The sequence below is a fragment of the Phaeobacter sp. 11ANDIMAR09 genome (genome assembly GCF_001294455.1).
Lineage (GTDB): Bacteria > Pseudomonadota > Alphaproteobacteria > Rhodobacterales > Rhodobacteraceae > Pseudophaeobacter.
Genome location: NZ_LIKT01000025.1, coordinates 1 through 13528, shown reverse-complemented (window position 1 = coordinate 13528; position 13528 = coordinate 1). Strand labels below are relative to the sequence as shown.

Genomic DNA, 13528 nt, shown 5'->3' with positions numbered 1-13528 from the left:
TTTGTTTATGCTTGCTGCAGATAACCTACGAAGCACTGTCTTGTTCTGGCAAGAAAAAGCGACTCTGCCCTGCAGCATTTAACGCGCAAGATTATTACCGTATACTGGGGCATGCTGTTATTATTAAAGCAAATCCTAAGGCCAACGCTCCGGTAATTCGGTCTTGTCGCAAAGGACTTTCAAAGATGGTTTGATAATGCGATTGGTTTTACTCGGGTTTTCCGATGCAATAGGCGGCGCCTGGGCGATGATCTGATCAAATCCACGCCAGTTTGAAAACTCTGCGCGAAAGCCCGGGTTTGGTTGATGGCACAAGATCGGCTCTTATCCTTGCGCGGGGGATGGGATAGCTTGGTGCTCATGACAAATGCTCCTCGATTCATTCACCTGCGTAGCCATACGGAATATTCACTGTTGGAAGGCGCTTTGCGCCTGAAGAAGCTGCCGGATCTGTGTAAGAAACACGAGATGCCGGCAATTGCGGTTACGGATAGCAACAATCTGTTTTCTGCTCTGGAGTTTTCGGTTTCTGCCAGCAAGGCGGGGGTGCAGCCTATTGTCGGCTGCCAGCTGGATCTACGCTATGTCGACCCTGCGCCTGGGGAACGCCCGCAGGCGCCTGCGCCGCTGGTTTTGCTGGCGCAGAGCGAAGCGGGTTATGAGCATCTGATGAAGCTGAACTCCTGCCTCTATCTGCGTCAGGGCAGCGAGTTGCCCTATGTGACGCTTGAGGAATTGGCCACACATTCGGGCGATGTGATTTGCCTGAGCGGCGGGCCCGATGGACCGGTGGGGCGGCTGCTGCGCCAGGGACAGCGTCCGGCGGCCGAAGAGTTGATGCAGCGGCTGAAAGCAATCTTTGCCGACCGGCTCTATGTCGAGCTGCAGCGCCATCCTGGTGAGGATGGCCAGCCAGAGGCTGAGAAGCTGAGCGAACGCGGACATGTAGAAATGGCCTATGCCATGGAGCTGCCTCTGGTCGCTACCAATGACGTCTATTTCCCCAATACCGAAATGTATGAGGCCCATGACGCGATGATCTGCATCGCCGAAGGCGCCTATGTGGATCAGTCAGAACCGCGTCGCCGTCTGACGGCTCAGCACTACTTCAAAAGTCAGGAAGAAATGGTCGCGCTTTTTGCGGACCTGCCTGAGGCTATTGAAAATACGGTGGAAATCGCCAAGCGTTGTGCCTTCAAGGCCTATTTGCGTGATCCCATCCTGCCCAAGTTTGCCGATGACGAGGTGGCCGAGCTGCGCCGTATCGCCAACGAGGGGCTGCAGAACCGTCTGGCCGTGATCCCCCATGCCGTGAGCGTCGAAGAATACCAAGAGCGGCTTGATTTTGAGCTGGGCATCATCGAGGGAATGGGCTTTCCCGGATACTTTCTGATCGTTGCCGACTTCATCCAATGGGCCAAGGACCACGATATTCCGGTGGGGCCGGGGCGGGGCTCGGGTGCGGGCTCTTTGGTGGCCTATGCGCTGACCATTACCGATCTGGATCCGCTGCGTTACTCGCTGCTGTTCGAGCGGTTCTTGAACCCGGAACGGGTCTCGATGCCTGACTTTGACATCGACTTCTGTATGGATCGCCGCGAAGAGGTGATCAAATATGTGCAGGAGAAATATGGCCGCGACAAGGTGGGCCAGATCATCACCTTTGGCGCGCTGTTGTCCAAGGCGGCGGTGCGTGACATGGGGCGCGTGTTGCAGATGCCCTATGGCCAGGTGGACCGCCTGTCGAAACTGATCCCGGTCGAAGGCGTCAAGCCGATGTCCATTGTGGACAGTCTGAAGGAAGAGCCGCGCCTGGCCGAAGAGGCCAAGAACGAGCCGGTTGTGGACCGCTTGCTAAAATACGGCATGCAGGTCGAAGGCCTGCTGCGGTCCGCCGGTACCCACGCGGCGGGGGTGGTGATTGGCGACCGGCCTCTGGATGCTCTGGTGCCACTCTACCGCGATCCGCGATCTGACATGCCGGCCACCCAATTCAACATGAAATGGGTGGAGCAGGCCGGGCTGGTCAAATTCGACTTTCTGGGCCTGAAAACCCTGACAGTCATTCAAAACGCTGTGGATCTGATCAAACAGTCTGGCCGTGATCTGCATGTGGCAGCGGATGGCGTCACACTTTACGAGCCGCCGACAGGTGCGGTGAACGAGATCAACGCCATCCCGCTGGATGATAAACCCACCTATGATCTCTATTCCTCGGCCAAGACGGTGGCGGTGTTCCAGGTGGAATCCACCGGCATGATGGATGCGCTGAAGCGGATGAAGCCGACCTGTATCGAGGATATCGTTGCCCTGGTGGCGCTGTATCGTCCGGGTCCGATGGAGAACATCCCGACCTATTGCGAGGTGAAAAACGGTCTCAAAGAGATCGAATCCGTGCATCCGCTGATCGACCATATCCTTGAGGAAACCCAAGGTATTATCGTTTATCAGGAACAGGTTATGCAGATTGCCCAGGTGATGGCGGGCTATTCACTTGGCGGCGCTGACCTGCTGCGCCGGGCCATGGGTAAAAAGATCAAGGAGGCGATGGACGCCGAACGCCCCAAGTTTGAAAAAGGCGCGGGCGAGAATGGCGTACCGGCCAAAAAGGCATCCGAGGTCTTTGACCTTCTGGAGAAATTCGCCAACTACGGTTTCAACAAATCCCACGCTGCGGCCTATGCGGTGGTGTCTTACCAGACCGGCTGGCTTAAGGCGAACCACCCGGTTGAATTCATGGCTGGCGTGATGAACTGCGATATCCATCTGACGGATAAGCTGGCGGTCTATTTTGAAGAGGTCAAAAAGGGACTCGGTCTGCCCTATGTGCCGCCCTGCGTGAACCGTTCTCTGGCTACCTTCAATGTGGTGAATGGCGAGTTGGTCTATGCGCTGGGCGCGCTTAAAAACGTTGGTGCAGATGTGATGCGGCTGGTGGCCGAGGCGCGCAATGAAGACGGCCATGAACGCCCCTTTGTCAATCTGTTTGACTTTGCCCGCCGGGTGAATCTGAAAAAGATTGGCAAACGCCCGTTGGAAATGCTTGCGCGTGCCGGCGCCTTTGACCAGCTCGACCGCAACCGCCGTCGGGTCTTTGACAGCCTTGAGGGCCTGGTGAACTACTCCAACGCCATTCATGAGCAGAAGAACTCCAACCAGGTGTCCCTGTTTGGCGAGGCCGGTGATGACCTGCCAGAGCCGCGCCTGGTCAATACGCCGGATTGGTTGCCGGCAGAACGGTTGTCTGAGGAATTCAAGGCGATTGGGTTCTACCTGTCGGGCCATCCATTGGATGACTATATGCCCGCACTGAAACGCAAGGATGTCCTGACCCTGGATGAGGTCATGGCCAAGGCCGAGCGCGGGCCGTTTCTGGCCAAGATGGCGGGGGTTGTCGCCGGACGCCAAGAGCGTAAATCGGCGCGCGGCAACCGCTTTGCCTTTGCGCAGCTCTCGGACACCACCGGCGGCTATGAGGTGACGATCTTCTCGGATGTGCTGGAGAAAGCGCGGGAATATCTGGATACCGGCTCCAAGGTGGTGATCACCGCCGAGGCCACGATGGAAAGCGACCAGCTCAAGCTCTTGATGCGCTCCGCCGGACCGGTGGATGCGGCAGTGGCTGATGCCGGTCGATCCTCCTTGCGGATCTATCTGGATGATGCAACGGCGATCAGTACCGTGGCGACGGTATTGGAAGACGCCAAACAGGCCGCCCGCAGCGCCAGCCCCGGCGAAATCTACCTTTACCTGCAGGATTCCGATCTGCCGGGAGATGTGGAGATGAGCCTGGGCCAGATGTTCCCCATCAACCCGCAGATCAAAGGTGCGCTGAAATCTCTGGAAGGAGTGATGGAGGTCGAAGAGATCTAGAGAGTCTCAGAGAATAGCATGGCGACAGATCTCAAGGGGAGTTCCTGACCGCGGGTGGGGGCAAAGCCCCCGCCCATGGGGGCGTTCGGGGGCTGCCCGGCCTGACGACCGGGCACAGAAATCGCCGTGGCAGTCTTCTTGGCTAACCCGGCTTTGGCACCGGCATCTTGGCAACAAAGCGACCCAGCTGGATTGCCTCTTTGCGTTCTTTGACAAAGGCCTTGATGCCCTGTTTCAGATGGCGCCAGATGTTGCGCGACATCATAGTGATGCCTTTGATCAGAGCGCTGATCCAATTGAACAGGAAACTCAGCACCGTGCCAAAGGTGTTCAGCACTGCTATGGCCCTGTCCAGAAGGCCGATTTGTTTTGCCAGATCTGCAATCATCGCCCAGATCTGCGTGATGAATGCGACGTATTTGCGCACAACGGTTTTCAGAAAGCGGATGGCTTTGACCTGATCCGTCGCCTTGCGCAGGGTGGCCAGAATGCGCTTGCCCAGCAGGATGACGGATTTCAGCATCTTCTCCAGCCGGGTCAACAGATCCAGAATGGCGCGCATGCTGCTGGTCAGCTGAGTGATCAGGCTCTTGCCGACGGTTTTGGCAATCTCTTTGGCCGCCGAAAGCAGGTCTTTGATGAATTTCTTTAGCGGTGCCAGTGCGGATTTAATGCGTTTCCACAGGGTTTTGTAGAATTTCAGCACCCGCTCCTGATGGGCCACAACGGCCTCCTCCACGGTCTTGACTGGGTCTTTGGCCTCCGCCATGGGTCCACCCTTCCTTAAACAGTTTCACTTGTAAACACTCAGGCTGCCCCGTAGGTCAGCGAAATACAGGTGCAAGCCTGCGGTCTGAGGTCCTGTAAAACAAGGGGAAACCACGACTGGCAGGGATCAGTAATGGGGCGGACGCTCATCGCCAAAGACATGGGCGCCGCCGCTGCCCTGCTCGCGCCCGGCCTCGCGTTCCATCAGCATCCGCACCCGTTTGGTCAGACGATCAATTTCGCTTTGCTGACTGGCGACGACATCGCTCAGCTCTTCTACGGTGCGGGTCAGGTGGGCGATTTGTTCTTCCAAGGCTTGCATGTTCATCTCCATAGCTGCGCAACGTCATATGCCTCTTCCTCTTGCCGGTCCATGGGCAAGAGGCGCAGGCTCGGTGGCAAAGCGCGTGACTCGTCCACAAGCGGGCAGCAAATCGGGGAGAGAACAATAATGACCAGTGCAGACCAGAACCCGCCGGTGGAGATCCGTCAGCGCGATGGCGTCATGACAATCTCTTTGTGTCGCCCAGAGATGCGCAATGCGGTGGGGCCAGATACGGCGCGGGCACTTTATGCAGCCTTTTTGCGCTTTGAAGCGGATGAAACCGCGCATGTGGCGGTGCTGACCGGCAAGGGGGGGTATTTCTGCGCGGGGTTTGATCTCAAATCCGCTGGCGAGGGCGCCTCGGATGAATGGCTCTCTTCATTGGATCTTGAAGCTGACTGGCGCGACCCGGTGGTTGACCCGCGCCCCGGTCCGATGGGGCCGTCGCGCCTGATGTTGTCAAAGCCAGTGATCGCCGCCATTGAGGGGCCCGCGGTTGCAGGGGGCATGGAGCTGGCGGCCTGGTGCGATATGCGGGTCATGGCCGAAGATGCCTTTGCAGGCGTTTATTGCCGCCGCTGGGGGGTGCCCTTGATCGATGGCGGCACGGTGCGTCTGCCGCAAATCTTGGGGCAGGGGCGCGCCAATGATCTGATCCTCACGGGGCGCAAACTTCCTGCAGAAGAAGCCCATCGCATTGGTTTTGCGGATCGTCTCGCCCCCAGCGGAGAAGCTCTGGATATGGCCCAGGCCCTGGCGCAGGATCTCACCCGCTTCCCGCAGGCCTGTATGCGGGCGGATCATCTGTCGGCGCGGATGCCCTCGCAGCATCTGGCCGAGGCCCTGCGGCGCGAATGGCGCTCAGCCAAGGCTTTTGTCCAAGAGGGCCGTACCGGGGCGCAGCGCTTTGCCGAGGGGCTGGGGCGGTCGGGCGATTTTTCGCAGATCTGACAGCGGGACTGGACCGGGGCTGTAAACGGGTGAGGGTCTGTCACTCAGCTGTTACGCATAAGATCTAGGCAGCCCCCAATTGCTCTGCCTCTGCGCTGCCGTTGAAGGGGCAGCGGCGAACCTGTCGCCTTGCCCATAGGCACGGCTTGGGCTAGACCGCGCGGCGAGTAAATGACCAAAACCCACCCGTGAGGAGGCCTTTTCATGGCCAAGATCAAGAAACAGCCCCGTCCCAAGGCGGTAACGCCCAAGGGATTTCGTGACTATTTCGGCGAAGAGGTAACACAGCGTTCTGAAATGCTGCGCGCCATCGCGGGTGTCTATCATCATTACGGGTTCGAGGCGCTGGAAAGCTCGGCTGTGGAAACCGTCGAGTCGCTGGGCAAATTCCTGCCTGATGTGGAGCGCCCGAATGCCGGTGTTTTTGCCTGGCAGGAAGTGGATGAACACGACCCCGACAGCAACAAGGGCGAGTGGATGGCCCTGCGCTATGACCTGACGGCGCCCTTGGCGCGGGTCTACGCCCAGCATCGCAACGACCTGCCCACGCCCTACCGCCGCTATGCAATGGGACCGGTCTGGCGCAATGAAAAGCCGGGCCCGGGCCGCTATCGCCAGTTCTATCAATGCGATGCCGATACCGTGGGCACCGCCTCCATGGCGGCAGATGCCGAGATCTGCATGATGCTGAGCGACACGCTGGAGACCGTGGGCATTCCGCGCGGTGACTATCTGGTGCGGGTCAATAACCGTAAGGTAATGAATGGCGTGCTCGAGGTCATGGGCCTGGGCGATGATCAGGCGGCAAAGGACAATGTGCTGCGCACCATCGACAAATTCGACAAGGTCGGCGAGGCGGGCGTGCGCGAGCTGCTCACAAAGGGCCGTCTGGATGCCTCTGGCGCCTATATCGACGGGGTTGGCCTCAGCGATGATCAGGTCGAGCCGGTTTTGGCTTTCCTGACCTCCAAGGCCGACAATGCTGCCAAGACATTCGAGAACCTGCGCATGGCCGTTGGCGCGTCAAAGGTTGGGGCCGAGGGCATTGGCGAGTTGGAGCAAATTGGCGATCTGATGGCTGCGGGGGGCTATGGATCTGACCGGATCGAGATTGACCCCTCCATCGTGCGGGGCTTGGGCTACTACACCGGCCCGGTCTACGAGGCCGAACTGACCTTTGAGATCTTTGACGACAAGGGCCGCAAGCGCCAGTTTGGCTCGGTCTCAGGCGGTGGGCGCTATGATGATCTGGTGAAACGTTTCACCGGTCAGGAAGTACCGGCCACTGGCCTGTCTATCGGCGTTGACCGTCTGCTTGCGGCGCTGCGTGAAAAGGGCCGTCTGACTGCCACGCCCAAGGGGCCAGTTGTGGTCACGGTGATGGATAAGGCACGCATGGCGGATTACCAGACCATGGTGGCGGAACTGCGCAATGCCGGCATCCGGGCAGAGGTTTATCTGGGCAACCCCAAGAACTTTGGCAACCAGCTGAAATATGCAGATCGGCGCAATTCGCCCGTTGCGGTGATCGAAGGCGGTGACGAAAAGGCGGCTGGGGTCATCCAGATCAAGGACTTGATCCTGGGCGCCAAGATCGCCGAAAGCGCCACTCTGGAAGAGTGGAAGGAACGCCCCAGCCAGTTTGAGGTGCCGCGCGGTGACCTGGTCGCCAAGGTGCGCGAAATCCTCGAAAGTCAGGATTGATCATGTCTGAAAGATCGCAAACACTGGCGCGGGCTGCGAGGCTGCGCATGAATTTTGAGGCCGCAGGTGCGCAGGTTGTGGAGCCGCCGCTGTTGCAGCCCGCCGGCACGCTGCTGGACCTCTATGGCGAAGATATCCGCGCCCGCGCCTATGTGACCTCGGATGCGGTGCGCGGCGAGCAGATGTTGCGCCCTGATTTCACCCTGCCCGTGGTGCAGATGCATATGCGCGACGGGGCAGAACCTGCGCGCTATACCTATTCCGGCGAGGTTTTCCGGCGTCAGGAGCACGATCCGGATCGCTCAAATGAATATCTGCAGGTTGGCTACGAGATCTTTGAGCGTGATGATCCTGCTGGCGCCGATGCCGAGGTCTTTGCGCTGATTGCCTTGCAGCTGCGCGGATTGCCGTTGCGGGCGGCGACCGGCGATATTGGCATCCTGATGGCGGCGGTCGAAGGGCTGAACACCACCGAGATGCGCAAAGCCGCGCTGATGCGTCATATTTGGCGTCCCCGGCGGTTTCGCTCGCTGTTGGACCGCTACGCCGGCCGTAGCCCGGTGCCGGACAGCCGGCTGAAACTGCTGTCGTCAGAGGGTCCATTGACCGGCTCGGCCACAGTGCTGGGCAAGCGCAGCGAAGCAGAAGTGGCAGAGCGGGTGGCTTTGCTGCGCGAAGACGCCGCCGCGCCGCCCATTGCTGAAAATGAGCTTTTAGCGCTGGAGGCGCTGATGGCGGTGCGCGAAACCGTGCCCTTTGCGGTAGAGCAGATGCGCGATATCGCGGTCGATCTGCCAGCGATCAGCCCGGCGCTGGATCGTTTGGACAAGCGGGTTGCGGCGCTGAAGGCGCGTGGCATCGACATTGATACCCTTGATTTCGAGGCTTCATATGGGCGGACCTCGATGGAGTATTACGATGGCTTCGTCTTTGGCTTTTACGCCGGATCCCGCCCCGATCTGCCGCCTATTGCCAGCGGCGGGCGCTATGACGCTCTGACGCGCCAATTGGGGCAGGAGGGAGAAATCCCTGCCGTTGGGGGCGTGTTGCGCCCGGATCTGATGCTGATGCTCGAGGAGGGTCAGTCATGAGCCTGAAACTGGGTGTGCCGTCCAAGGGGCGGCTGATGGAAAAGACCTTTGACTGGTTTGCCAAACGGGGGCTGACCCTGGCGCGGACGGGATCGGAGCGCGAATATGCTGGCGCTATTGAGGGGGTCGCGGGGATGGAGCTGGTGCTGCTTTCGGCGGGGGAAATTCCGCGCGAGCTGGCGGCAGGGCGCATTCATCTCGGCGTGACAGGCACCGATCTGGTGCAGGAAAAACTGCCGCTCTGGGAGCAGCAGCTGGAAGAGATGCAGCCTCTGGGTTTTGGTCATGCGGATCTGATCTTGGCGGTGCCGCAGTGCTGGATTGATGTGGAAACTTTGGACGACCTGGACGCGGTTGCCGCCTCGTTTCGCAAGGCCCATGGCCACCGGTTGCGGATTGCCACCAAATACCACCGTCTGGTGCGCGAGTTCCTGACCGAGGCCGGGGTGGCGGATTACCAGCTGGTTGACAGCCAGGGTGCGACGGAAGGCACAGTGAAAAACGAGACTGCCGAGATGGTGGCCGATATCACCTCCACCGGGGAAACCCTGCGGGCCAATCACCTGAAACTGCTGTCGGATGGTTTGGTGCTGCAAAGCCAGGCCACCCTGTGGCGCAGCCGTGTGGCCAGCTACTCGGAAGCCGAGCGCGAGGCCCTGAAGGCTCTGAGCGCATTGATTCACGGTGAGACCTGACGGGCAAATGCCTGAGAATGGCGCAGGGCGAGAGCTCCCGCCCGTCTCGGGTCAATCAAAGATTGAGCCTCCCCCGTTGGGCCCGGCGCCGCGCTATCGCGCGGCGCTTTTTTCTGCTGAGAAGCGCTTTGGGGCAGCTCTGCCCCAAAGGCGCCTAGGCGAGTGTGACCACTCCAATCTCCGCCTCAAGGGTAAACCCTGCTGCGCAGGGCCGCGGGGCGGCCCTTGACCCGACCATCGGATCGCTTGGTAGCGGCTGTGTTTGAGGGGGGGCTAGAGAACACCAATCTCGGCCAGGGCCTGGGAGAGTTCCAGCGGCAGCGGCTCTTCAGCTTTGCGCCCCTGAGGCAGATCAGCCGGGCTATCTTCGGGTTTTAGGTAGCGCCAGCCTTGGAACGGGCGTTTGGTGGCTGTATGGGTCCGGTGCAGTTTGGGGTCGAGAATGATGGCGCATCGGCGAATACCATCTGCGCCGATGACCTCATCCATCCGCAGAATGCGTTGGCGGCATTGGATCTGGCCCTTGATCACCCAAAATATTGATCCCCCTGACAGAATCTCGGCCTCGCGTTTGGGCCACATGCGGGTGACATGGCGGGGCAGGCCTTCGGGGAGCTCGGCGCGGCGCATCTCTTGCCAGGCCTGCAGGCCCTCGATGCTTTCGGTGCCGACGGAGAGCTTTACCAAATTGACATAGTTTCCCAATGCTTTCCCCTGAGATCCTTTGGAACGCTCTCACTATATGGTGGTTTTACGCGCGGCACCAGCGTGCTCCCGGAATCATTGCCCGGTTTCCTGGGGCGGGCTTTGGCCGATTTGACGCGCGCTTTGTGCCGCTCTGTCGAGCTGCGTGTTTTACACAAGATATCCACAGAGTCGTCCAGAGGTGAGGCTCTATATAGTGCTTTGAGATTTGGTGCGAGCAAGATATTGTGGTACAGTTGGTAATTATTTCTCAATGATCTGTGATTTCACCGTTGAGAGTTTCCATAAGCCTGTAGTATCGAAGCCGCCACTCATCTGCGAACATCGACCAATAGGGAATCACTATATGAGCCGCTTTGCTGCCCCCATCGCCGCACAAATCTGGGATATGAAGTACCGCTTTAAAGAAGCGGATGGCACGCCCATCGATGTGACCGTGGAGGACAGTTGGCGTCGGATCGCCCGCGATCTGGCCCGCGCCGAGGACAAGCCCGGCGTCTGGGAAGAGAAATTCTATGCGGCGCTGGAAGATTTTAAATATCTGCCAGCCGGCCGGATCACGGCGGGGGCGGGCACAGCGCGTCAGGTCACCCTGTTCAACTGCTTTGTCATGGGCACCGTGCCCGACAGCATGTCGGGGATCTTTGACATGCTGAAAGAAGCAGCGCTGACCATGCAGCAGGGCGGCGGTATTGGCTATGATTTCTCGACCATTCGTCCCCGTGGTGCCGATGTCAAAGGCGTTGCGGCGGATGCCTCAGGACCGCTGTCCTTTATGGATGTTTGGGATGCCATGTGCCGGACCATCATGTCGGCGGGCTCGCGCCGCGGGGCGATGATGGCCACCATGCGCTGTGACCACCCAGACATCGAACAGTTCATCACCGCCAAATCCGATTCCGCGCGGCTGCGCATGTTCAACATGTCGGTGCTGATCTCGGATGCGTTCATGGAAGCCGTAAAGGCAGATGGGTCCTGGAAGTTGCAGTTTGACGGCAAGGTTTATCATACCGTTGAGGCGCGTGATCTGTGGAACAAGATCATGCAGGCCACCTATGACTATGCCGAGCCGGGTGTGATCTTTATTGATCGCATCAATAAGGCTAACAACCTGAACTATATCGAGAATATCTGCGCCACCAATCCTTGCGGCGAGCAGCCGTTGCCGCCCTATGGCGCTTGCCTCTTGGGCTCGATCAACATGGCGCGGCTGGTCAGCAACCCCTTTGAGAAAGAGGCCGAGCTGAACCAGGAGGCGATGCAGGAGTTGGTCGCCACCGCGGTGCGGATGATGGACAATGTGGTGGATGTCTCCAAATTCCCACTGGAGGCCCAGGCGCGCGAGGCCCAGGCCAAACGCCGGATTGGCCTAGGAGTCACTGGTCTGGCGGATGCGCTTTTGATGCTGGGACTCGAATATGGCTCGGACGCAGCGGCGCGTCAGACCGACCGTTGGCTGCACGCGATCGCCCGCGCCGCCTATCTGGCCTCGGTGGATCTGGCCAAGGAAAAAGGCGCCTTCCCGTTGTTTGATGCCGAAGCCTATCTGGCCTCGGGCAATATGATGAACATGGATGAGGATGTGCGCGATGCTATCCGCGAACATGGCATCCGCAATGCGCTGCTGACCTCGATTGCCCCCACCGGCACAATCAGCCTCTATGCGGGCAATGTTTCGTCCGGGATTGAGCCGGTCTTTGCCTATGCCTATACTCGTAAGGTCCTGCAAAAGGATGGTTCGCGTACGGAGGAAGAGGTCGTAGACTATGCGGTGCAGATGTACCGCGAGAAATTCGGCACCGATGCCGCCCTGCCGGATTACTTTGTCAATGCCCAGACTCTGCCACCTGCTGCACATGTGAAAATGCAGGCGGCGGCGCAGAAATGGATCGACAGCTCGATCTCCAAGACCATCAACTGCCCTGAGGACATCTCCTTTGACGATTTCAAGGATGTCTACATGCAGGCCTGGGACCAAGGTTGTAAGGGCTGCACCACCTATCGCCCCAATGATGTGACCGGATCGGTCTTGTCGGTGTCGGAAAGCTCTGAGAAAGCGCCCGGTGAGACGGCGGATGCGCCACATCAAAGCGATAGTGCCGAAGTGGTCTACATGTCTGAACCGCTGGACCGGCCACAAAGCCTTGAGGGCCATACCTACAAGCTGAAATGGCCTGATTCCGAGCATGCGATCTACCTGACCATCAACGACATCATCATTTCTGATCATCGCCGTCCGTTTGAAGTCTTCATCAACTCGAAGAATATGGAACACTATGCCTGGACGCTGGCTCTGACCCGAATGATCTCGGCTGTGTTCCGGCGCGGGGGGGATGTCTCCTTTGTGGTGGAAGAGTTGAAAGCTGTCTTTGATCCACGCGGTGGTGCCTGGGTGCAGGGCAAGTATATTCCCTCGATCCTGGCGGCCATTGGTGGCGTGATCGAGACCCATATGGTCAAGACAGGTTTCTTGGAAGGCGAAGGCATGGGGTTGAAGTCGGATCCACAGGCCGAGGTGGTGAACCTAAATGCGCCCCGCGGCAAGGCCTGCCCCAGCTGTGGCCAGTTCGACATGCAGATGATCGAAGGCTGCATGACCTGCCGAAGCTGCGGCCATTCTAAGTGCGGCTGACTTTGGGCTCTTAGGGTCATGTTGTGAAACCATGCAATTGAAGCCCAATTGAGCCGGTTTTGGGCCCAAATACAGAGGCATTGACGCCCAAGGTTTCAAAGGCCCTTGTTTTACAGGGAAATAGGCGACGCCAGCCCAATTGGGATTGGCGTCGTTTTCTACACTGTGCCATAGGGGTTTGCCTAGACCCTGTACAATTTGGGCAAGGCTCTCCCATGAAGGCCACAAAAAGGATTGTCTGGGTGTGCCGTCTTTGAGTGCGACTGCTATGAAGGGTCTTTCGGTCAATTTTGGTAGGCGCACGAGAAGGTGGCGACTCTACTGAGCGATGCGTGGCGCTATACCGTCTCAGTTCACAATCGCAGGTTGGTCGTGAAGATTTGGCGCAGATTTACCGCTTGGCTCTTTCTTAGAGGCCCCCCCATCGAAATGCCGAAGAGTTCGGTAGCTGGGTTTAGTAGGTGTTTTTTTGACCGTGGCCATCAAGCTTTTCGAGTCGGCATCTGACAAAAGCCACACAGCGGCTCAGAACGATTTCCTTGTCGCACAATGTCTCCCTGGTGCCCTCAGAGGCAGCAGGTGATTGCAGAGAGGTTCTCCAGCCGCTCTTCATAGGGCTCAACCCAATCGAAATACCAATGCCAGCCGATGGATATCTCGCCAGCCATAGTGGTTTTGACGTCAGAGATCTGTAGGTGTCCTGGGGGCGACTTTGCAAATTCTGGATCTGCCTCAACGCTCCGCAGAAACTGATCCAGAATTATGGACCAACCAGGCCCGATAG

General features: G+C 58.7%; 10 protein-coding genes. 6 read left to right on the top strand and 4 right to left on the bottom strand.

Going from position 1 to position 13528, the window contains the following annotated elements; genetic code table 11:
- The first annotated feature begins 360 nt into the window (after positions 1–360).
- The gene (gene dnaE, locus AN476_RS17845) at positions 361–3873 is read left to right on the top strand and encodes a DNA polymerase III subunit alpha (protein WP_054463180.1); all 3513 of its coding nucleotides are present in this window, start codon (positions 361–363) and stop codon (positions 3871–3873) included.
- A 142-nt stretch (positions 3874–4015) separates the two neighbouring features.
- On the opposite strand, the gene AN476_RS17840 is transcribed toward dnaE, so the two are convergent.
- Complete coding sequence (locus AN476_RS17840) at positions 4016–4642, bottom strand: hypothetical protein (RefSeq protein WP_054463141.1); 627 nt, start codon at positions 4640–4642, stop codon at positions 4016–4018.
- A 126-nt stretch (positions 4643–4768) separates the two neighbouring features.
- Entirely contained in the window at positions 4769–4963 is a 195-nt protein-coding gene (locus AN476_RS17835; RefSeq protein WP_054463179.1) for a SlyX family protein, read from the bottom strand.
- Positions 4964–5092: 129 nt separating this feature from the next.
- Between AN476_RS17835 and AN476_RS17830 the strand changes: the two genes are divergently transcribed.
- From AN476_RS17830 to hisG, 4 genes are all read left to right on the top strand, one after another.
- Positions 5093–5917, top strand: coding sequence for a crotonase/enoyl-CoA hydratase family protein (locus AN476_RS17830; RefSeq protein ID WP_172684849.1), 825 nt, complete (start codon positions 5093–5095; stop codon positions 5915–5917).
- 204 nt (positions 5918–6121) lie between these two features.
- Positions 6122–7621: a histidine--tRNA ligase gene (gene hisS / locus AN476_RS17825; RefSeq protein ID WP_054463140.1), complete on the top strand. Its 1500-nt coding sequence runs from the start codon at positions 6122–6124 to the stop codon at positions 7619–7621.
- A gap of 2 nt (positions 7622–7623) precedes the next feature.
- Entirely contained in the window at positions 7624–8712 is a 1089-nt protein-coding gene (locus tag AN476_RS17820) for an ATP phosphoribosyltransferase regulatory subunit (RefSeq protein ID WP_054463139.1), read from the top strand.
- Complete coding sequence (hisG, locus tag AN476_RS17815) at positions 8709–9407, top strand: ATP phosphoribosyltransferase (protein WP_054463138.1); 699 nt, start codon at positions 8709–8711, stop codon at positions 9405–9407. Before AN476_RS17820 ends, hisG begins: the two co-directional genes overlap by 4 nt.
- A 273-nt stretch (positions 9408–9680) precedes the next feature.
- Here the strand turns inward: hisG and AN476_RS17810 are convergent, their stop codons facing one another.
- Positions 9681–10112 carry a DUF1489 family protein gene (locus AN476_RS17810; RefSeq protein WP_054463137.1) on the bottom strand — a complete coding sequence of 144 codons (432 nt, stop codon included), beginning with the start codon at positions 10110–10112 and terminating at the stop codon, positions 9681–9683.
- Positions 10113–10458: 346 nt separating this feature from the next.
- Between AN476_RS17810 and AN476_RS17805 the strand changes: the two genes are divergently transcribed.
- Positions 10459–12744 (top strand): adenosylcobalamin-dependent ribonucleoside-diphosphate reductase, encoded by a 2286-nt coding sequence (locus AN476_RS17805; protein ID WP_054463136.1) that lies wholly within the window; start codon positions 10459–10461, stop codon positions 12742–12744.
- A gap of 566 nt (positions 12745–13310) precedes the next feature.
- On the opposite strand, the gene AN476_RS23255 is transcribed toward AN476_RS17805, so the two are convergent.
- Positions 13311–13528 (bottom strand): hypothetical protein (locus AN476_RS23255; protein ID WP_054463135.1); only part of this gene is annotated, 218 nt, incomplete at its 5' end.